At 74.7% G+C, this 19728-nt stretch carries 17 protein-coding genes; 3 read left to right on the top strand and 14 right to left on the bottom strand.

All coding sequences use genetic code 11. The features are described from left to right. Nucleotides 1-38: 38 nt before the first annotated feature. The 5 genes from H0S66_RS13665 to gatC all read right to left on the bottom strand — a co-directional run bounded on the left by H0S66_RS13665 (nucleotide 39) and on the right by gatC (nucleotide 5658). Nucleotides 39-986, bottom strand: coding sequence for a hypothetical protein (locus tag H0S66_RS13665; RefSeq protein WP_179615871.1), 948 nt, complete (start codon nucleotides 984-986; stop codon nucleotides 39-41). Continuing rightward, entirely contained in the window at nucleotides 983-2098 is a 1116-nt protein-coding gene (locus H0S66_RS13660; protein WP_179615870.1) for a prenyltransferase/squalene oxidase repeat-containing protein, read from the bottom strand. Before H0S66_RS13660 ends, H0S66_RS13665 begins: the two co-directional genes overlap by 4 nt. Before the next feature lie 241 nt (nucleotides 2099-2339). Continuing rightward, on the bottom strand, nucleotides 2340-3839 hold the full coding sequence (gene gatB / locus H0S66_RS13655) for an Asp-tRNA(Asn)/Glu-tRNA(Gln) amidotransferase subunit GatB (RefSeq protein WP_179615869.1): 1500 nt from the start codon (nucleotides 3837-3839) through the stop codon (nucleotides 2340-2342). Beyond that, nucleotides 3836-5326, bottom strand: a complete 1491-nt coding sequence (gene gatA / locus H0S66_RS13650) for an Asp-tRNA(Asn)/Glu-tRNA(Gln) amidotransferase subunit GatA (RefSeq protein ID WP_218877116.1) — start codon at nucleotides 5324-5326, stop codon at nucleotides 3836-3838. The genes gatB and gatA overlap by 4 nt, the downstream gene beginning before the upstream one ends. 32 nt (nucleotides 5327-5358) lie before the next feature. Further along, nucleotides 5359-5658, bottom strand: a complete 300-nt coding sequence (gatC, locus tag H0S66_RS13645; RefSeq protein WP_179615867.1) for an Asp-tRNA(Asn)/Glu-tRNA(Gln) amidotransferase subunit GatC — start codon at nucleotides 5656-5658, stop codon at nucleotides 5359-5361. Nucleotides 5659-5778: 120 nt separating this feature from the next. Here gatC and H0S66_RS13640 point away from each other — a divergent pair, with 120 nt between their 5' ends. The 3 genes from H0S66_RS13640 to wrbA all read left to right on the top strand — a co-directional run bounded on the left by H0S66_RS13640 (nucleotide 5779) and on the right by wrbA (nucleotide 8814). After that, complete coding sequence (locus H0S66_RS13640; RefSeq protein WP_179615866.1) at nucleotides 5779-7137, top strand: PP2C family protein-serine/threonine phosphatase; 1359 nt, start codon at nucleotides 5779-5781, stop codon at nucleotides 7135-7137. After that, the gene (locus H0S66_RS13635) at nucleotides 7134-8126 is read left to right on the top strand and encodes a cobalamin B12-binding domain-containing protein (protein ID WP_179615865.1); all 993 of its coding nucleotides are present in this window, start codon (nucleotides 7134-7136) and stop codon (nucleotides 8124-8126) included. Before H0S66_RS13640 ends, H0S66_RS13635 begins: the two co-directional genes overlap by 4 nt. 94 nt (nucleotides 8127-8220) lie before the next feature. After that, entirely contained in the window at nucleotides 8221-8814 is a 594-nt protein-coding gene (gene wrbA, locus H0S66_RS13630) for an NAD(P)H:quinone oxidoreductase (RefSeq protein WP_179615864.1), read from the top strand. A 34-nt stretch (nucleotides 8815-8848) separates the two neighbouring features. Here wrbA and ligA read toward each other — a convergent pair whose 3' ends face one another. The 9 genes from ligA to rplU all read right to left on the bottom strand — a co-directional run bounded on the left by ligA (nucleotide 8849) and on the right by rplU (nucleotide 18994). Continuing rightward, nucleotides 8849-10945, bottom strand: coding sequence for an NAD-dependent DNA ligase LigA (gene ligA, locus H0S66_RS13625; protein ID WP_246305149.1), 2097 nt, complete (start codon nucleotides 10943-10945; stop codon nucleotides 8849-8851). Further along, nucleotides 10942-12216, bottom strand: coding sequence for a uroporphyrinogen decarboxylase/cobalamine-independent methonine synthase family protein (locus H0S66_RS13620; protein ID WP_258016915.1), 1275 nt, complete (start codon nucleotides 12214-12216; stop codon nucleotides 10942-10944). The genes ligA and H0S66_RS13620 overlap by 4 nt, the downstream gene beginning before the upstream one ends. Continuing rightward, nucleotides 12213-13361 (bottom strand): tRNA 2-thiouridine(34) synthase MnmA, encoded by a 1149-nt coding sequence (mnmA, locus tag H0S66_RS13615; protein WP_179615862.1) that lies wholly within the window; start codon nucleotides 13359-13361, stop codon nucleotides 12213-12215. The genes H0S66_RS13620 and mnmA overlap by 4 nt, the downstream gene beginning before the upstream one ends. Beyond that, nucleotides 13361-14545, bottom strand: a complete 1185-nt coding sequence (locus H0S66_RS13610) for a cysteine desulfurase family protein (protein ID WP_179615861.1) — start codon at nucleotides 14543-14545, stop codon at nucleotides 13361-13363. Before H0S66_RS13610 ends, mnmA begins: the two co-directional genes overlap by 1 nt. After that, the gene (locus H0S66_RS13605; protein WP_179615860.1) at nucleotides 14542-15543 is read right to left on the bottom strand and encodes an endonuclease/exonuclease/phosphatase family protein; all 1002 of its coding nucleotides are present in this window, start codon (nucleotides 15541-15543) and stop codon (nucleotides 14542-14544) included. The genes H0S66_RS13610 and H0S66_RS13605 overlap by 4 nt, the downstream gene beginning before the upstream one ends. Before the next feature lies 1 nt (nucleotide 15544). Beyond that, the gene (gene proB / locus H0S66_RS13600) at nucleotides 15545-16660 is read right to left on the bottom strand and encodes a glutamate 5-kinase (protein ID WP_179615859.1); all 1116 of its coding nucleotides are present in this window, start codon (nucleotides 16658-16660) and stop codon (nucleotides 15545-15547) included. Between the two features lie 7 nt (nucleotides 16661-16667). Then, nucleotides 16668-18242, bottom strand: coding sequence for a GTPase ObgE (obgE, locus tag H0S66_RS13595; protein WP_179615858.1), 1575 nt, complete (start codon nucleotides 18240-18242; stop codon nucleotides 16668-16670). A 133-nt stretch (nucleotides 18243-18375) separates the two neighbouring features. Beyond that, entirely contained in the window at nucleotides 18376-18630 is a 255-nt protein-coding gene (rpmA, locus tag H0S66_RS13590; RefSeq protein WP_179615857.1) for a 50S ribosomal protein L27, read from the bottom strand. 61 nt (nucleotides 18631-18691) lie between these two features. Next, nucleotides 18692-18994 carry a 50S ribosomal protein L21 gene (rplU, locus tag H0S66_RS13585; RefSeq protein ID WP_179615856.1) on the bottom strand — a complete coding sequence of 101 codons (303 nt, stop codon included), beginning with the start codon at nucleotides 18992-18994 and terminating at the stop codon, nucleotides 18692-18694. Nucleotides 18995-19728: the final 734 nt, after the last annotated feature.

The following is a 19728-nucleotide window of genomic DNA, read 5'->3' as shown; positions in this document are numbered from 1 at the left end:
AGCATACCGCCGCCGGTCCCGACGGCGGCATGCCAGCCTCACAGCCGACGACGGCGGCGTACGACCGCGACGCCGGCCAGGCCCAGCCCCAGCAGGGCGAGCACCGCCGGGGCGACCCAGGTCGGCAGCCCGTCGGAGTCGGTCGCGGGCACCGCGACCGGCTCGGTGTCGTCGAGGTCGACCACGGTGTCCTGGTCGTCGGCGCCGGCGCTCTCCCCGGGCTCCTCGGGCTCCTCGTCGCGCCCGGCCTTCGACCGCCCCGTCGCGTCCTTGTCCTGCTTCGTCCTCTTGCGGCCCTGCTGCTCGGCCCCGGTGGTGGCCTCGTCCTCGACGGCGGCGCCGGCACTGGCGCTGCCCCCGGACGGCGCGGGCGTCGCCGGGGTCGTCGAGCCCGTGCCGCTCGAGCCGCTTGAGCCACCCGAGGTCGAGCCCGTGCTGCCCGAGCCACCGGAGCCCCCCGAGCCGCCCGAGCTGCTGGGCGAGGGCGCGGCGGCCGGCTTGGTCGGCGGGGCGGTGCCGGGCTGCACCTGGCCCGACTGGTCGTCCCAGGCGAAGCCGACCGAGCCGCCCTCGGGGATCTCCAGCTGGTCGACGCCCAGGCTGGAGTAGCTCCACGAGCCCGACGAGCCGTCGGACCACCACAGCGACCAGTAGGCATCGGCGGGCGAGGCGTTGACACACGGGTCGTCGGCGGGCACGTCCTGCACCCGGCACACGAAGCCCTGCTGCCTGCGGGCCCGGGTCAGCGAGACCCCGGCCGCGGAGAAGATCGCCGCGGCGCTGCTGCCGCCCTCACCGGTGACGCAGCCCGTCTGCTGCCCGCCACCGAGGCCCTTGAAGTCGACGACGACCGAGACGCCGCCGGCGTCGCTGCAGGTGGCGGCGCTCGCCGTCGGCGGGGCCGCCACCAGCCCCGCCGTCGCCGCGCCGAGCGCGACGACGGCGGACAGCAGGACCGAGCCGGTGCGGGAGCGGCGCAGGCTCACGCCTTGCACTCCACCTTGCGCAGGTTCTCCAGCGCCGGGGCGGCCTGGGCGGTCGCCCGGTGCCACTGGTCGGCTTTCGCCGAGGTGATGCCCTTCTTCTTGCCGGTCAGGAAGGCGGCGCGGTCGTAGGCGATCGCGCCCTTCTCCTGGGCCAGGGCCTTGTCCCGGCCGCCGGCCTGCTGCTTCTTCACCCACTGCGCGGCACCCTGCGCCTTGCCGCACACGCCGGCCTCGCCGAGGGCCCAGCCCGCCAGGCCGGTGCTGTTGGAGTTCACCCCGGCGTCGGGACCGCCGTCGAAGGCGCCGCCGTCGCTCTGCTGGCTGACCAGCCACGCGGTGGCGTCGTCGACCGCGGTGCGCACCTCGGCCGAGGGGTCCTCGATCTCGAGCAGGTTCAGCACCACCAGCGCGGTCACGTCGGCGCCCTGCTCGGGGTCGCCGGGGTCGGCGTCGCAGCCCTGCTCGGGGGCGTCGGCGGCGGCGAACGAGAGCCGGAAGTAGCCGACCTCGCACTGCTGCTGCAGCAGGTACGACGTCACCGGCGCGGCCTGCTCGGCGCCCACGGACTGCAGCGCCTGGGCGGCGAAGGCCTGACCGATGGTGTTGGCGTAGTCGCCGTAGGAGGAGGAGTCCTGCAGGCGTCCGGCGACCGGGGCCTGGGTGGCGACCAGGCCCTCGAGGCGCTCGACGAGGTCGACGCCGCCGAAGGCGGCCGGGTCCCCGCCGGTGCGGACCACGAAGGAGGCCAGCTTGGCCGTCGGACCGGCGTACACGCCCTCGGGGTCGTACTCGTCGCCCCGGGTGTAGCTGTCGACGGCGCCGGCGAGCGCGTCGCTGATCTTCGCGATCTTGCGGGCCTTGAGGCCCTGGGCGCGCAGCGCCAGACCGGTGTCGATGCTCAGGCCGTAGTCGTCGTACTCGACGGTCGCGCCCTGCTGGTCGGTGTACGACCCGACGGCGAGACCGCCGTCGAGCTCGCCGGCCAGCCAGTCGGCGGCGGCCTGCTGCTTGTCAGCCGTGCCGGCCACGGCGGGCGTGCCGGCGGCCACGACGGCCAGGGCCGTGGCGGTGCCGGCGACGAGCGCCGCACCACGGGTGAGGGGGTGCTTCACGGGGTTCCTCTCCGCTGCGAGCAGCGGCGACGACCCCACGCGCGGCGAGGGCGACACCGCTGCGGTCCTCGACAGCGTGTGATCGGTACGCCGCACGAGGGTGCTCCGGCTCGCCGTCCTGGGACGGCCCACGGTTGCGGGTCAGCGCCGGAGTTCGACCGGCTTCCCCCTGCGAGGGCGTGCATGTGGAGTTGGTGAGCGGAGCGTACCGCCGCCGGGGCCCGGCGGCGGCACGCGCCCGTCAGGCGAGCTTCTCGAGCACCAGCTCGCGCACCCGGGCGGCGTCGGCCTGGCCGCGCATCTGCTTCATCACCGCGCCGATGAGCGCACCGGCCGCGGCGTGCTTGCCGTCGCGGATCTTGTCGGCGACGTCGGGGTTGGCGGCGATCGCCTCGTCGACGGCGGCGTTGAGCGCACCCTCGTCGGAGACGATGGCCAGGCCGCGGGCCGCGACGATCTCGTCGGGCGTGCCCTCGCCGGCCAGGAGCCCGTCGAAGACCTGGCGCGCCAGCTTGTCGTTGAGCGACCCCTCGTCGACCAGGGCCTGGACCCGGGCCACGTCGAGCGGGGTGACCCCGAGGTCGGCGATGTCGGCGCCCGAGTCGTTGGCGCGTCGCGCCATCTCGCCCAGCCACCACTTGCGGGCGGCCTGCGGCGCGCAGCCGGCGGCCACGGTGGCCTCGACCAGCCCGAACGCCCCGGCACCCACGGTGTCGCGCATCTCGAGGTCGGTGAAGCCCCAGTCGGCCTGCAGCCGCGCCCGCTTCTGCGTCGGGTTCTCGGGCAGGGTGCCGCGCAGCTGCTCGACCCACTCGCGCGAGGGCGCCACCGGGACGAGGTCGGGCTCGGGGAAGTAGCGGTAGTCGTCGGCGTCGGACTTCTCGCGACCGCTGGTGGTCACGCCGGTGTCCTCGTGCCAGTGCCGGGTCTCCTGCAGGATCGAGCCGCCGGAGCCCAGGATGCCGGCGTGGCGCTGCATCTCGAAGCGCACCGCGCGCTCCACCGAGCGGAAGGAGTTGACGTTCTTGGTCTCGGTGCGGGTGCCGAGCGTCGTGGAGCCCTTGGGGGCCAGCGACAGGTTCACGTCGGCGCGCAGGTTGCCCTGGTCCATCCGCGCCTCGGAGACCCCGAGCGCGACGATCAGGTCGCGCAGCTGCTGCACGTAGGCGCGGGCCACCGCCGGGGCCTTCTCCCCCATGCCGGTGATCGGCTTGGTGACGATCTCGATCAGGGGGATGCCGGCGCGGTTGTAGTCGACCAGCGAGTAGTCGGCGCCGTGGATGCGGCCGGTGGAGCCGCCGACGTGCAGCGACTTGCCGGTGTCCTCCTCCATGTGGGCGCGCTCGATCTCGACCCGGTAGGTCTCCCCGTCGACGTCGACGTCCATCCAGCCCTCGAACGCGATCGGCTCGTCGTACTGGCTGGTCTGGAAGTTCTTCGGCATGTCGGGGTAGAAGTAGTTCTTGCGCGCGAAGCGGCACCACTCGGCGATCTCGCAGTTCAGCGCGAGGCCGATCCGGATCGCCGACTCGACCGCGACCCGGTTGACCGCCGGCATCGCGCCCGGCAGGCCCAGGCAGGTCGGGCAGACCTGCGTGTTGGGCTCGGCGCCGAAGGCCGTCGGGCAGCCGCAGAACATCTTCGTGTTGGTGTTGAGCTCGACGTGGACCTCGAGGCCCAGGGCGGGGTCGTAGGCGGCCAGCACGTCGTCGAACGGCACGAGGGTCTCGGCGGCGCTCATCGGGCCGCTCCTTCCAGGGTGGGGGCCTTGTCGAGCAGCGGGCCGCCCCACTGCGCCTCCAGCGCGGCCTCCAGGGCCGCGCCGACGCGGTAGAGCCGGTCGTCGGCCAGGGCGGGGGCCAGCACCTGGAACCCGGTGGGCAGCCCGTCCTCCTCGGCGAGGCCGCTGGGCACCGAGATGCCCGGCACGCCGGCGAGGTTCGCGGGGATGGTCGCGAGGTCGTTGAGGTACATCGCGAGGGGGTCGTCGAGCTTCTCGCCGAGCTTGAAGGCGGTGGTCGGCGACGTCGGGCTGACCAGCACGTCGACCTTCTCGAAGGCAGCCGCGAAGTCCTGGGAGATCAGGGTGCGCACCCGCTGCGCGGTGCCGTAGTAGGCGTCGTAGTAGCCGCTGGAGAGCGCGTAGGTGCCCAGGATGATGCGGCGCTTGACCTCGTCGCCGAAGCCGGCGTCGCGGGTGGCGCGCATGACCTCCTCGGCCGACGGCGACTCCACGCCCTCGGGCAGCACCCGCAGGCCGTAGCGCATCGCGTCGAACTTGGCGAGGTTGGAGGACGCCTCGCAGGGCATCACCAGGTAGTAGGTCGCCAGCGCGTGCACGAAGTTCGGGCACGACACCTCCACGACCTCAGCCCCGGCCTGCACCAGCAGCTCGACGGACTCGTGGAAGCGGGCCAGCACGCCGGCCTGGTAGCCCTCGCCGGACAGCTCGGTGATGACCCCGACCTTGAGCCCCGACAGGTCGCCGGCCGCGCCCTGGCGGGCCGCCTCGACCAGCGGGGGCAGCGGCTGGTCGACCGAGGTGGAGTCGAGCGGGTCGTGGCCGCCGATGATCTCGTGCAGCAGCGCCGCGTCCAGGACGGTGCGGGTGACCGGGCCGACCTGGTCGAGGGAGTTGGCCATCGCCACCAGCCCGTAGCGCGAGACCCCGCCGTACGTCGGCTTGACGCCCACGGTGCCGGTGACGGCGCCGGGCTGGCGGATCGAGCCGCCGGTGTCGGTGCCCAGGGCCAGCGGCGCGGTGAAGGAGGCGACGGCCGCGGCCGAGCCGCCGCCGGAGCCGCCGGGGATGCGCTCGAGGTCCCAGGGGTTGTGGGTCGGGCCGTAGGCGGAGTGCTCGGTGGAGGAGCCCATCGCGAACTCGTCCATGTTGGTCTTGCCCAGGATCGGCAGGCCCGCGGCCTTGAGCCGGGCCACGACCGTGGCGTCGTACGGCGGCAGCCAGCCCTCGAGGATCTTCGAGCCGCAGGTGGTGGGCAGGCCGGTGGTGGCCAGCACGTCCTTGACCGCGACGGGCACGCCGTCGAGGGCCGAGGCGGGGGTGCCGGCGGCGCGGCGGGCGTCGGAGGCGGCGGCCTGCGCGAGCGCACCCTCGGCGTCGACGTGGAGGTAGGCGTGCACGGCGCCGTCGACGGCGGCGATCGCGTCGAGCGCCGCCTGCGTGAGCTCGACCGAGGTCGTCTCGCCGGCGGCCAGGGCGCGCGCCATCGCGTCGGCGCTGGCGCGGGTCAGGTCGATGCTCACTGCTCGTCCCCCAGGATCCGCGGCACCATGAAGCGCTGCTCCTCGGAGGCCGGGGCGCCCGCGAGGGCCTCCTCGGCGCTCAGGCCGGGCCTGACGACGTCCTCGCGGAAGACGTTGGTCAGCGGCAGCGGGTGCGAGGTCGGCGGCACGTCGGCGCCGGCCACCTCGCTGATCGAGGCGACCGACTCGAGGATGACCGACAGCTGGGGTGCCAGGTGGTCGAGCTCGTCGTCGGACAGGTCGATCCGGGCCAGGGTCGCCAGGTGGGCGACCTCGTCTCGGGTGATCTCGGGCATGGGCGCCATCCTAGGAGGCCGGCGCCCGACCACCCGACCGGGTGGGTCGGGGCCCGGGAACGGGCACTTCACCCACGAGTTCCTTACTGTGGTCGCAGGCAACGGCAGCATGGAGGCTCGATGACGGCGACGACGCGGGAACGTCCTGCGCGTCTGCTCGCCGACTCACGATCCGCCGAGCCGCGCGCACGGCTGGCCCAGGCCGTCAGCCGCGCCGAGTTCCTGCTGCGCCTCTCGCGCAGCGTCTCGGCCGTCCAGAACCCCGACCGGGGCCTCGAGGCCCTGGTCGAGCTGCTGCTCGACGAGGTCGTCGACGTCGCCCAGGTGGTCGTCCGCTCCGGTCCCCACCACCTGGTCAGCAGCGGCACCCACGTCGACGAGCCGACCACGGTGCGCAGGCCCCTGGCCGACCCGCTCCCCCGCGACGCCGCGGCCACCATGGAGACGGGTCTGGCCACCGAGGTGGTCCTGCCCCGCCACGGGTCGGCGCGGCGCGAGGCGCTCCGCTCGGTGGTCGTGGACCCCGACCTCGCCGCCCGGCTCGAGCTGAGCGAGGTGGAGCTGCTGGTAGTGCTGCCGCTGACCGCGCGGGGCCGCACCCTGGGCTCGCTGGTCGTCGGCCGCGACCGCGGGGGTGACTTCTCGGGCTCGCACGCCTTCCTGGGCGACCTGACCGACCGCATCGGCGTCGGCCTCGACGCGACCCTGCTGGTCGCCGAGAGCCGCTACGTCGCCGACGTGCTGCGCCGCTCGCTGGCCCCCGGCCGGGTGCCGGAGGTGCCGGGCCTGCAGATCGCCACCCACGTGCGCGTGGCCCACGAGTCCCAGGCGGTCGGCGGCGACTTCTTCGACGTGCTCAGCGACCCCGCCCACCCCGACGACCTGATGCTGCTGTGCGGCGACGTGACCGGCAAGGGCGTCGAGGCGGCCGTGCACGCCAAGCGCATCCGCAACGCGGTGCGCACCTCCTCGCTGGTGCACCGCGAGCCGGGCGCGGTGCTCGCGCTGACCAACCGGGTGCTGGTGCTCGAGGCCGACCAGGACGACGAGTTCAGCGAGCGCCTGGCCACGGCCGTGTGCGGACGCCTGACCCGCGACGGCGACCGGCTCGAGGTCACCCTGGCCGGCGCCGGCCACCCCGACGCCCTGATCGTCCGGGCCGACGGGTCCGTCGAGGCCCAGGAGGGCCAGGGCGTGGCGCTGGGGCTGCTGGACGGCGCCGACTTCCCGGAGACCACCGCCTGCCTCGACCCCGGCGACACGCTGGTGCTCTACACCGACGGGGTGACCGAGGCCCGCGGCGTGCACGACCTCTTCGGCCAGGAGCGGCTCGAGGCGACGCTGGCCGCGGTGGCCGGCATGCCGGCGGCCGCCGTCGCCGAGGCCGTCGCCGTCGCCGTCTCCGACCACCTGGGCGAGCGCGCGCACGACGACATCGCGCTCGTGGTCCTGCACCGCGAGGTCGGGGCGGGCGCATGAGCACGCTGACCGACGAGGTCGGCGCGGCCCACCGCGAGGACTACTGGGCCGCGGTCTCCGCGGCCGACACCGACGCGGCGCACGCCGTCGCCGCCCGCGCGCTCGAGGCCGGTCTCGGGGTCGAGGACTTCCTCGAGCAGGTCGTCGTCGAGGCCCAGCGCCGCGTCGGCGAGCGCTGGGCGGCCAACGACTGGAGCGTCGCGCAGGAGCACGCGGCCACGGCCGTCTCCGAGGCCGTGGTCCGACGCCTCGCCGACACCCTGCACGTGGGCCCCGGCCCGCTGCTGCTCGTCGCCTGCGCCGAGCGCGAGTGGCACGCGATGCCGGCGCTGGTGCTCACCACCGTCCTGCGCGCGCGGGGGCTCGACGCGGTGCACACCGGCGCCTCCACCTCGCGCGACGAGCTGGTCTCCACGATCCTCGACCGGGGCCCGCGGGCCGTGCTGCTCAGCGCGTCGCTCTCCTCGTCGCTGCCCCGCCTGCGCCGCCAGGTCGAGGCCGTGCGTGGCACCGGCACCCCCGTGGTGGTCGGCGGGCGGGCCTTCACCGACGCGCGACGCTGGCGCACGCTCGGCGCCACGGCGTACGCCGAGTCGCCGGCGCGCGCCCTCGAGGTGCTGGCCGAGCTGCCCCGCCACGTCGGTGCCGCCCCCGCGCTGCACCACCCGGGCGCGGCCGAGGCACGGGCCGTGCAGGCCGGGGCCGACCGGATCGTTGGCGACGTGCTGGCCGCGCTCGACCTCGGCAACCTGGCGCTGCCGCCCGACGACTGGCGCGTGGTCCTGGCCACCCACACCTCCCACGTCGTCGACTCGGTGGCCAGCGCCCTGCTCTGCGACGACCCCACGGTGCTCTCGGAGGCCCGTGCCTGGCTGCGCGACGTCGTGGCGGGCCGCGGCGGCGACCCTGCGGCCGTGGACCGGCTGTGGGACGCGCTGGCCCACGAGCTGCGCGACTTCCCGGTCGCGTTGACCATGCTCGCGGGCTGAGGCCCACCCCCGGGGGTGGGCGATCCGCGGCGACGCACCACCTACCGTCGAAGTTGAAGAATCAACATTCCTTCGACCTCCCGGGAGCGTCCGCATGACCAAGATCGCGATCGTCTACTACTCCTCCTACGGCACCGTGCACGCGCTGGCCGAGCGCGCGGCGCAGACCGCCGAGAAGGCCGGGGCCGAGGTGCGGCTGCGCCACGTCGCCGAGACCGCGCCCGAGGAGGTCTGGTCGTCGGTGGAGGGCTGGGCAGCGCACCGGGCCGCGGTGGCCGACCGCCCGGTCGCGGAGCCCGAGGACCTGGCCTGGGCCGACGTGGTCCTCCTCGGCTCCGGCACCCGCTACGGCAGCGTCACCAGCCAGCTGCAGTCCTTCATCGACACCCTGGGCCCGCTGTGGCAGCAGGGCGCCCTGGCCGACAAGGTCTACGCCGGCTTCACCGCCAGCCAGACCGCGCACGGCGGCCAGGAGACCACCCTGCTGTCGATGCTCACGACCTTCGTCCACCTCGGCGGCGTGATCGTGCCCCCGGGCTACACCGACCCGATCAAGTTCACCGACGGCAACCCCTACGGGGTCGGCAAGGTCACGGGCGCCTCGTCCGAGCTCGACAAGGACGACCTCGCCGCCATGGACCACCTCGTCGAGCGGGCCCTGCGCATCGGCGCCAAGCTCGCCGCCTGAGCCGACCGCTCCCTCCGGGCTCCCCGGGGGCCGCTCAGGCCTCCGGGGGGCCCTGCTCGAGCAGCGACTTGAAGCCGTCCTCGTCGAGGACCGGCACCCCCAGCTGCTCGGCCTTCTCGGCCTTCGAGCCCGCGTTGTCGCCGACCACGACGAAGTCGGTCTTCTTCGACACCGAGCCCGCGGCCTTGCCGCCCCGCGACAGGATCGCCTCCTTGGCCGAGTCACGGCTGAAGTCGACCAGCGAGCCGGTGACCACGACCGTGAGGCCCTCGAGGGTGCGCGGCACCGACTCGTCGCGCTCGTCGGCCATCGTGACCCCGGCCGCCTCCCAGGCGTCGACGATGCGGCAGTGCCACTCGACCGCGAACCACTCGATGACCGCGGTCGCGATCGTGGGGCCGACCCCCTCGGCGGCGGCGAGGTCCTCCTCGCTGGCCTCGCGGATGCGCTGCATCGACCCGAACTCCTGGGCCAGCGCCCGCGCGGCGGTCGGTCCGACGTGGCGGATCGACAGCCCGACCAGTACCCGCCACAGCGGCACCTGCTTGGCACGGTCGAGGTGGTCGAGGAGCCGCTGGCCGTTGGCCGAGAGCACCCGGCCGTCGGTGGCGTCGTCGGCCTCGGTGCGCTTGGCGGCCCGGGTGAAGAGCTCGGTGCGCAGCAGGTCCTGCGCGGTCAGCGCGAAGACGTCGCCCTCGTTGGTGATCACGCCCGCCTCGAGCAGGGCCGAGGCGGCCTCGTAGCCCAGCCCCTCGATGTCGAAGGCGCCGCGCCCGGCCACGTGGAAGACCCGCTCGCGCACCTGGGCGGGGCACTGCTCGTGGTTGGGGCAGCGCAGGTCCTTGTCGCCCTCCTTCTGCTCGGCCAGCGCCGTGCCGCAGGCCGGGCAGTGCGTCGGCATCACCCACGGCTCGAGGCCCTCGGGCCGCAGCGCCAGCACCGGGCCCAGGATCTCGGGGATGACGTCGCCGGCCTTGCGCAGGATCACCGTGTCCCCCGGGCGCACGTCCTTGCGGCGCACCTCGTGGGCGTTGTGCAGCGTGGCGTTCTCGACCGTCGAGCCGGCCACCCGGGTCGGCACCATGACGCCGTACGGCGTCACGCGGCCGGTGCGCCCGACGTTGACGCGGATGTCGAGCAGCTCGGCGTTGACCTCCTCGGGCGGGTACTTGAAGGCGATCGCCCAGCGCGGGGCGCGGCTGGTCGAGCCCAGGCGCCGCTGGTCGCTGACCGCGTCGACCTTGACCACGACGCCGTCGATCTCGTGCTCGACGTCGTGGCGGTGCTCGCCGTGGTGGGCGATCAGCGCCTCGACCTCGGCGAGCGTGGCCAGCACCGTGGCCCGCTCGCTGGTGGGCAGGCCCCAGGCCCGCAGGGCGCCGTACGCCTCGGACTGCGAGACGGGCTCGAAGCCCCGGCGCGCGCCGACGCCGTGGCAGACCATGCCCAGCGCCCGGGTCGCGGTGACCCGGGGGTCCTTCTGGCGCAGCGAGCCGGCGGCGGCGTTGCGCGGGTTGGCGAACACGGGCTTGCCCGCCTCGGTCATCGCCTCGTTGAGGCGCTCGAACGCCGCGACCGGCAGGAACACCTCGCCGCGCACCTCGACCAGCTCGGGCACCGGGAACTCGTCGGTGCCGGTGAGGCGGTGCGGGATGGTGTCGATGGTCTTGACGTTGGGGGTGACGTCCTCCCCCGTGCGGCCGTCGCCGCGGGTCAGCGCCCGCACCAGACGACCCTCCTCGTAGAGCAGGTTGATCGCCAGGCCGTCGACCTTCAGCTCGCACAGCAGCGGCGGGTCGTCGACGCCGTCGCGGCGCAGCCGCTCGTGCCAGGCCTCGAGCTCCTCGTAGGAGAACGCGTTGTCGAGGCTCTGCATCGGCTCGAGGTGGTCGACGGCGGTGAAGAGCGTCGAGACCGCTCCCCCGACCTGCTGGGTCGGCGAGTCGGGGGTGCGCAGCTCCGGGAACGCGTCCTCGAGCTCCTCGAGGCGCCGCATCCGGGCGTCGAAGTCGGCGTCGTCGATCGTCGGGTCGTCGAGCACGTAGTAGCGCCAGCGCGCGTCGCCGATCTCCTCGGCCAGCCGGCGGTGCTCCTCGCGCGCCTCGTCTCCGGCGGGGGTGGGGTCGCTCATGAGGGACATCCTGCCCGGTGCCGGGGACACCCCTGGCGTCTCCCCCGCCGTTGGTCGAGCAGCGAGGGCCGAAGGCTCGAGCGCCCGTCGAAACCCCGTGAGCACGCGGCGTACGGCGAGCGGTCACCGTCGACGCCCAGCTCACCGGGTCTCGACGACGTTCCTCGCTGGCGCTCGTCACTGCTCGACCAGCGCGGGCGCGTGCGGGAGCTGCCGGCACGGACGACCCCGGAGGGTCGCTCGCCCGGGACTACCCCAGGTTCGTCAGGTTGTCGGCGACGGCTCGGCTGAGGGCCAGCGCCCGCCGCGACCAGTCGTACGACGCCCCGGCGAGGCCGCAGGCCGGCGAGACGCCGAGGCGGCCCGAGGCGGGGTCGAGGCCGAGCATGTCGAGCCAGCGCACGACGCGCTGGGTGAGCGCGGTGTCGGTGACCGAGCCGCTCGGGCCGTCGGGGTCGGTGCTCGGCACCACCCCAGCACCACGGCGTCCCGGCCTCGAGCGCCTCGGCGAGCACGTCGTGGTCGGCGGCGCCGAGCCGGTCGGCGTCGACGAGCAGGCCGCGGGCCCCGGCGCCGCGCAGCAGCGCCAGCGGGGTGCCGGCGGCGCAGGAGTGCACCCACGGCTCGGCGCCCTCGGCCACGACCGCCCCGATGACGGTCTCGAGCAGGGCCGAGGCCTCGGGCGGGTGCACGGTGCGGTGGCGGCCGAAGCCCGACGCGGTCGGCACCGCGCCGGCGAGCACCGAGGCCAGGGCGGGCTCGTCGAGCTGGACCACCAGCGCGGCCGCGCTCGGCATCCGTCGGCGCACGTCGCGCACGTGGGCGCCGAGCCCCTCGGCCAGCGCCGCGGCGAGGTCGCGCCGCGCCCCGTGGTCGCCGAGCACGACGTCGCCGCGCGGGCGCTCGACGGTGGCCGCCAGCGTCCACGGGCCGGCGAGCTGGAGCTTGACGGTGCCGGCGTAGCCCTGGCCGAGCTCCTCGACGGCGTCGAGGTCCTGGGCCAGCAGGCTGCGGGTGCGGCGGTGGTCGAGGCCGGGGCTGCCCGAGGAGCCGGTGAGCCGCCACCCGGCGGGCTGCAGGTCGACGTCGAGGCCCTCGACGACGGCCAGGGTGCGCCCGGTCATCGTGGCGGCCGGTCCGCGCCCGGGCAGCTCGGGCACGCACGCCAGGTCGGGCAGGGAGTCGAGGACGACCTTGACCGCCTCGCGGTAGGCGGCCCCGCCGCTGTCCTCGCCGGGCATCGAGCCGATCGCGGTGGCCAGGACGCTCACGTGTCTCCTCGGGTGCTGCTGGGGGTGCTGCTTGGGGTGCTGCTGGTGGTCTCGCTGATGGTGGCCGAGCCGACGACCCGGCTGCCGTCGTAGACGACGACCGCCTGCCCGGGCGCGATGCCGTACGCCGGCTCGCCGAGCTCGACGACGACCTCGAGCTCCTCGCCGTCGTCGACCACGACCCGGGCCGGCAGCTCGGCGCCGTGGGCGCGCAGCTGCACGCTCACCGCCGGGCCCTCGAGCCGGGTGGGCGGGGTGCCGCACCAGCGCGGGCGGATGCCGCGCAGCCGGTGCACCGCGAGCCGCTCGCGCGGCCCGACCCGCACGGTGCCGCTGACGGGCTCGATGTCGAGCACGAAGCGGGGCTTGCCGTCGGGGGCCGGGCGACCGATCCGCAGGCCCTTGCGCTGGCCGATGGTGAACCCGTAGGTGCCGTCGTGGCGCCCGAGCTCCTCGCCGGTGGCGTCGTCGACCACGACCCCGCCGTGGTTGGGGGCCCGGTCGCCGAGCTTCTCGCGCAGCCAGCCGGCGTTGTCGCCGTCGGCGACGAAGCAGATGTCGTGGCTGTCGGGCTTGTCGGCGACCAGCAGCCCGCGCTCGGCGGCCTCGGCGCGCACGTCGGTCTTGGTGGAGCCGCCGAGGGGGAAGAGCGAGTGGCGCAGCTGGCGCTGGTCGAGCACCCCGAGCACGTAGGACTGGTCCTTGCCGTGGTCGATCGCGCGGTGCATCTCCACCAGCCCGTCGTCGCCGGTGCGCAGCTGGGCGTAGTGCCCGGTCACGACCGCGTCGAAGCCCAGCGCGAGCGCCTTGTCGAGGACCGCGGCGAACTTGATCTTCTCGTTGCAGCGCAGGCACGGGTTGGGGGTGCGCCCGGCGGCGTACTCGTCCATGAAGTCCTCCACGACGTCCTCGTGGAAGCGCTCGGACATGTCCCAGACGTAGAAGGGGATGCCGATCACGTCGGCGGCCCGGCGCGCGTCGTTGCTGTCCTCGATGGTGCAGCAGCCCCGCGCCCCCGAGCGGTACGACGCCGGGTTGCGCGAGAGGGCCAGGTGGATGCCGGTGACGTCGTGGCCGGCCTCGACGGCGCGGGCCGCGGCGACCGCGGAGTCCACGCCGCCCGACATGGCGGCGAGGACGCGCATCAGAGCCGGACCCCCCGGGCCCGCTCGACGCAGGCACCGATCGCGCCCACCAGGGCCTCGACGTCGGCCTCGGTGGAGGTGTGGCCCAGCGAGAACCGCAGCGAGCTGCGGGCGGCGGCGTCGCTGCGGCCCATCGCCAGCAGCACGTGGGAGGCCTGCGGCACCCCGGCCGAGCAGGCCGAGCCGGTCGAGCACTCGATGCCGCGGGCGTCGAGCAGCATCAGCAGCGAGTCGCCCTCGCAGCCGGGGAAGGACAGGTGCACGTTGCCGGGCAGCCGCTCGGCGTCCCAGGTGTCGGGGCCCGGACCGTTGAGCACCGCGTCGGGCACGACCTGCAGGACCCCGTCGACCAGCCGCTTCCGCAGCCCCGCCATCCGCGCCGCGTGCTCGCCCTGGCGGGCGACGGCCAGCTCGACGGCGGCGGCGAACCCGGCGATCGCGGGCGCGTCGAGGGTGCCGCTGCGGATGTCGCGCTCCTGCCCGCCGCCGTGGACCAGCGGGACCACCCCGACCTCGCGTCGTACGACGAGGGCGCCGGCGCCGTGCGGTCCGCCGACCTTGTGCCCGCTCACCGTCATCGCGTCGACGCCGGAGCGGGCGAAGTCGACGGGCAGCACGCCCAGGGCCTGCACGGCGTCGGTGTGCACCGGGATGCGGTGCTCGGCGGCGACCGCGACCACGTCGGTGACGGGCTGGCGGGTGCCGACCTCGTTGTTGGCCCACATCACCGAGACCAGCGCCACGCTGGCGGGGTCGCGCTCGATGCTGGCGCGCAGGGTCCCGGGGTCGAGGCGTCCGTCGGCGTCGACGGGCAGCAGCTCGACCTCGGCGCCGCCCTGCTCGGCGAGCCAGTCGAGGGGGTCGAGCACGGCGTGGTGCTCGACCGCGGTGGTGAGGATGCGCACCCGGCGGGGGTCCTCGGCGCGGCGCGCCCAGTAGATGCCCTTCACCGCGAGGTTGTCGGCCTCGGTGCCGCCGGAGGTGAGCACCACCTCGCCGGGCCGGCAGCCCAGCGACCGCGCGATCGTCTCGCGCGACTCCTCGACCACCCGGCGCGCGCGCCGGCCCGAGGCGTGCAGCGAGGAGGGGTTGGCGGCGTGGGCCAGCTGCCCGGTCATCGCCTCGAACGCGACCGGCACCATCGGCGTCGTCGCTGCGTGGTCGAGGTAGACGGGCGTGCTCATGACCGGCCCAGCCTACGTGCCGCCACCAGCACCTCGACCAGCAGCGCACGGTGGTCGGTGCCGTCGATGCGCACGGTGCGCGCCGAGTCGGCGACCAGGCCCGGGCCGGTGAGCACGTGGTCGATCTGCACCAGCAGCACCGGCAGGCCGGCGAAGAGGCCGTTGGCCGGCCAGGTCGGCTGCCAGCCGCCGTTGCTCTGCTCGACCGCGTCGCGGTAGCCGTCGTCGACCAGCCGGCGCACCGGGGCGTGGTCGAGGGTGGCGTTGAAGTCGCCGACGACCAGGTCGGCGCCGCTCTCGCGGGCCGCCTCGCGGAGCAGGTCGTGGTCGCGCACCCAGCCCTCGGGGTCGGTGGGCGCCGAGGGGTGCACGGCCAGCAGCACCAGCCCGTCGACCTCGACCTCCCACGACTGCAGCACCGTGCCGAGCGGACGCGGCTCGCCGAGCGGCTGCCGGGCGAAGACCATGGTGCCGACGGTGTCGGCGAAGGGCCGCTCCCCCGTCACCGGGAAGCCGATGCGGTGCGGCAGCAGCTCGTCGAGCCCGGCCGCCTCCAGCCCGGCCAGCGACCGGCGGGTCACCTCCTGCAGCACCAGGACGTCGACGTCGCCCTCCACCGCGGTGCGCACCACCTGGGCGGCGTCGGCGCGCCCCATCAGCAGGTTGCTGCTCATCACGACCACCCGCTCGTCGCCCGCCGCCTCCCCCGCGGTCGCCGAGGCCGGGGAGCCCACGACCAGCGGCGCCAGCCACGAGCCGTGCAGCACCAGCGCCGCCACCACGCCGAGGGCGGCCAGGCGCGCCCCGCGGGTGCGGCGGGCCACGCCGAGCAGCAGCACCAGCGCGACGGCGTAGGCCACGACGGCGTACGGCGTGAAGGAGACCAGGCGGATCGCCGGCCCCGCCTCCCACGCCCCCAGGCGCAGCACGGTCAGGGCCGCGGCCGGCAGGAGGCTCGCCAGGAGCAGCACCCACCACAGGACGCGTCGGCTGCTCATCTCAGAGCAGCACCAGGTCGTCGCGGTGCACGACCTCGCGCTCGTAGGCGGCGCCGAGGTCGCGCTTGAGGTCGTGGCTGGAGCGGCCCAGCAGCAGCGGCACCTCGTCGGCGTCGAAGTTGACCAGCCCGCGCGCCACGGCGGCGCCGTCGGGGCCGGCCAGGTCGACGGGGTCGCCGGCCACGAAGCTGCCGGAGGCCCCGGTGACACCGGCGGCCAGCAGCGAGGCCCGGCGCTCCACGACGGCCCGCACGGCCCCGTCGTCGAGGTGCAGGGTGCCCAGCGGCTCGGTGGCGTGCGCCAGCCAGAGCAGCCGCTTGGGGCGGCGCTTGCCGGTGGGGTGGAACAGGGTCCCGACCGGGGCGCCGGTGAGCGCCTCGGCGGCCCGGTCGGCGGCGGTCAGCACGACCGGGATGCCGGCGCCGGTGGCGATGCGGGCGGCCTGCACCTTGGTCTCCATGCCGCCGGTGCCCAGGCCCGCGGCCCCGGTGCGCCCGATCCGCACCCCGTCGAGGTCGTCGAGGCCGTGCACGTCGCCCAGCAGCCGGCTGCCGGGCGTGCGCGGGTCGGCGTCGTAGAGCCCGTCGACGTCGGAGAGCAGCACCAGCAGGTCGGCGTGGACCAGGTGCGCCACGAGCGCGGCGAGCCGGTCGTTGTCGCCGAAGCGGATCTCCCCGGTGGCCACGGTGTCGTTCTCGTTGACGATGGGCAGCACGCCCAGCTCGAGCAGCTGGGTGAAGGTCTGCGCGGCGTTGCGGTAGTGGGCGCGGCGGGTGACGTCGTCGACGGTCAGCAGCACCTGCCCGGCGATCAGGCCGTGGCGGCGCAGCTCCTCGGTGTAGCGGTGCACCAGCAGGCCCTGGCCGACCGAGGCGGCGGCCTGCTGGGCGGCCAGGCCCGAGGGACGCCGCCGCAGGCCCAGGGGGGCCAGGCCGGCCGCGATCGCGCCCGAGGAGACCAGCACGACCTCGGCGCCGCGCTCGCGGGCGGCGGCGACCACGTCGACCAACGAGCGCACCCGGTCGGGGTCGATGCCACCGGAGGCGGTGGTCAGCGACGACGAGCCCACCTTGACCACGACACGTCGGGCCCCGGTGACCTCCGGGCGCAGGCTCATCGCCGGCTCACTCCTGGTCCGTGCCCGCGCCGGGGTCCGACTCTTCCCAGTCGGGGTCGGCGGGCGTGCCGATCTCGTACGACGTCGGGCCGCTCGCGCCGCCACGCTTCTGCTTGGCGGTGCTGGTGGCGTCGAGGCGGCGTGCCACGTCGGCGCGGGTCTCGTTCTCCTCGCGGCCCTCCATGGCCTCGTCGATCTCGCGACGGCGGCGTGCGGCCGGGCGGGAGTCGTCGAAGCGCTGGTCCTCGCCGCGGCGCCCCAGCATCTCGGCGCCGGCCTCGATGCCGGGCTGGAAGTCGAAGACCACAGCGTTGTCGGGGTGGCCGATGAGCACGGTGTCGCCCTCGACCGCGCCCATCTTGACCAGTCGCTCCTCGATGCCCAGGCGGTTGAACCGGTCGGCGAGGAAGCCGACCGCCTCGTCGTTGCTGAAGTCGGTCTGGCGCACCCAGCGCTCGGGCTTGGTGCCGCGCACCCGCCAGCCGTCGCCGGTCTCGGTGATGGTGAAGTCGTCGCCGCCGTCGGCGCTGGGCGGTCGCAGCACGATGCGCTGGGCCTCGACGACCTCCTTCTCGGCGCGCGACGCAGCGACGATCTCGCCCATCGCGAAGGTCAGCTGGCGCAGCCCCTCGCCGGAGGCGGCCGAGATCGGGAAGACCTTGAGCCCCCGCTCGCGCAGCTCGTCGATGGTGATGTCGGAGAGGTCGCGGCCGTCGGGCACGTCGACCTTGTTCAGCGCCACCAGGCGGGGGCGGTCCTCGAGCCCGCCGTAGCGCGCGAGCTCGTTCTCGATGACGTCGAGGTCGTCGACGGGGTTGCGGCCCGGCTCGATGGAGGCGGTGTCGATGACGTGCACGATCGCCGCACAGCGCTCGATGTGGCGCAGGAAGTCGTGGCCCAGGCCGCGCCCCTCGCTCGCGCCCTCGATGAGGCCGGGCACGTCGGCGACGGTGAAGGTCAGGTCACCGGCGGTCACGACGCCCAGGTTGGGCACCAGGGTGGTGAAGGGGTAGTTGGCGATCTTGGGCCGGGCCCGCGAGATCGCAGCGATCAGGCTCGACTTGCCGGCGCTGGGGAAGCCCACCAGGCCGATGTCGGCGACCACCTTGAGCTCGAGGACGATCTCGAGCTCGTCGCCGGGCTCGCCGAGCAGGGCGAAGCCGGGGGCCTTGCGCTTGGAGGAGGCCAGCGCGGCGTTGCCGAGACCTCCGCGACCGCCCTGGGCGATGACCAGCTCGGTGCCCGGCCCGACCATGTCGGCCAGCACGTTGCCGCGGGCGTCGCTGACCACGGTCCCGTCGGGCACCGGCAGCACCAGGTCGGAGCCGTGCCCGCCGTTGCGGTGGTCACCGGCCCCGTGGCCGCCGTGCTCGGCACGACGCTTGGGGCTGTGGTGGTAGTCGAGCAGCGTGGTGACGTCGGTGTCGACGCGCAGGATCACCGAGCCGCCGGGCCCGCCGTTGCCGCCGTCGGGGCCGCCGAGCGGCTTGAACTTCTCGCGGTGCACCGAGGCGACACCGTTGCCGCCGCGTCCGGCGCTGACGTGCAGCGTGACGCGGTCCACGAAGGTGGGGACGGCCATGGTGGTGCTCCTCGGGGCTGGTGCAGCTCAGGTGGTGCTCAGGATGGTGCGGAAATGCCGAAGGGCGCCCCGGGTGGGGGCGCCCTCCTGGACAGCTGCCGGTCAGGACCGGCGCAGACGTGGTCGCCTCAGGTCACTCGCCCGGGACGATGTTGACGACCTTGCGACCCCGACGGGTGCCGAACTCCACGGCACCGGCCTCGAGGGCGAACAGGGTGTCGTCGCCGCCACGGCCGACGTTGGAACCCGGGTGGAAGTGGGTACCACGCTGGCGCACGATGATCTCACCGGCGTTGACGAGCTGGCCGCCGAAGCGCTTGACGCCGAGGCGCTGGGAGTTCGAGTCGCGGCCGTTCTTGGTGGACGCCGCACCCTTCTTGTGTGCCATGTCGTGTTCCTTAGTCCTGGATTCGTTCGGGGAGGGCCTGCAGCAGGCTCGAGCCGGAGGCTCAGAGCGAGATGTCGGTGACCTTGACCTGGGTGTACTTCTGGCGGTGACCCTGGCGCTTCTTGTAGCCGGTCTTGTTCTTGTACTTCTGGATGATGATCTTGGGGCCCTTGGTGGCGCCGAGGACCTCGACGGTCACCGCGGCCTTGTCGAGGCCGTTGGCCGTGACCTTCTCACCGTCGACAGCCATGAGGACGGGGAGCGTCAGGGTCTCGCCGACGGCCGTCGTGACCTTGTCGATCTCGATGACGTCGCCCACGGCAACCTTCTGCTGGGTGGCGCCAGCGCGCACGATCGCGTACACCGCGGTCTCCTTCGTCGAACTCTGGATGTGTCTTCGGTCTGGGGCTGCCCACCCGCTAGCGGGCCACCTCCGAGGAGATGCCTCGTCAGTGGGGGTGCCACGCAGAGACGGCACGCGTAGGCGCACCGAAGGGCAATACTACGGACGGGGCCGAGCAGGAGCAAAACGCGAGCCCGGCTCCTGCTCGGCACCGGTGTCTCAGCGCTTGCGGGCGCCCTTCTTCACAGGCACGTGGGCGACGTTCTCCTCGGTGCCGGCCTCGCTGCCGTCCTGCGTGCTGGGCTCCGCACCGGTGCCCGCCGAGGACGCCGTGCGTCCGCGGCTGCGGGTGCGGGTCACCACCGTGGGGGCCGGGGCCGCCGCGGGGGCGGCGGGCTCGGCCTCGGTGGACGCCGCCGCCGGGGGCGCCGACATCACGACCGGCTCCCCCGCCGTGGTCGGCTGCCCGGCGGGCCGGGTCGCCGCACGACGCGTACGGGTCACGACCCGGGTGCCGGCGGGTGCCGCCTGCTCGTCCTGCTCAACGCCGTCCTGAGCCGCCGCAGCGGGCCGCGCCTCGGCTCCTTTGGGCTGCGTGGGCTCGGGCTCCGGCTCCGGGTCGGGCGCCTGCTCCTGCTTCGGCTCCTGCTTCGGGGCCCGCTCCCGCTTCCGCTTGGAGGCCTGCTCCTGCTTCGGGGCCTGCTCCTGCTCCGGGGCCTGCTCGGGCTGCTCGTCGGCCGGCTGGTCCTGCTCGG

It is taken from the genome of Nocardioides marinisabuli (assembly GCF_013466785.1).
GTDB classification, from domain to species: domain Bacteria; phylum Actinomycetota; class Actinomycetes; order Propionibacteriales; family Nocardioidaceae; genus Nocardioides; species Nocardioides marinisabuli.
The sequence above is the reverse complement of the archived record's forward strand: the minus strand, read 5'-3'. Positions and strand labels throughout refer to the sequence as shown.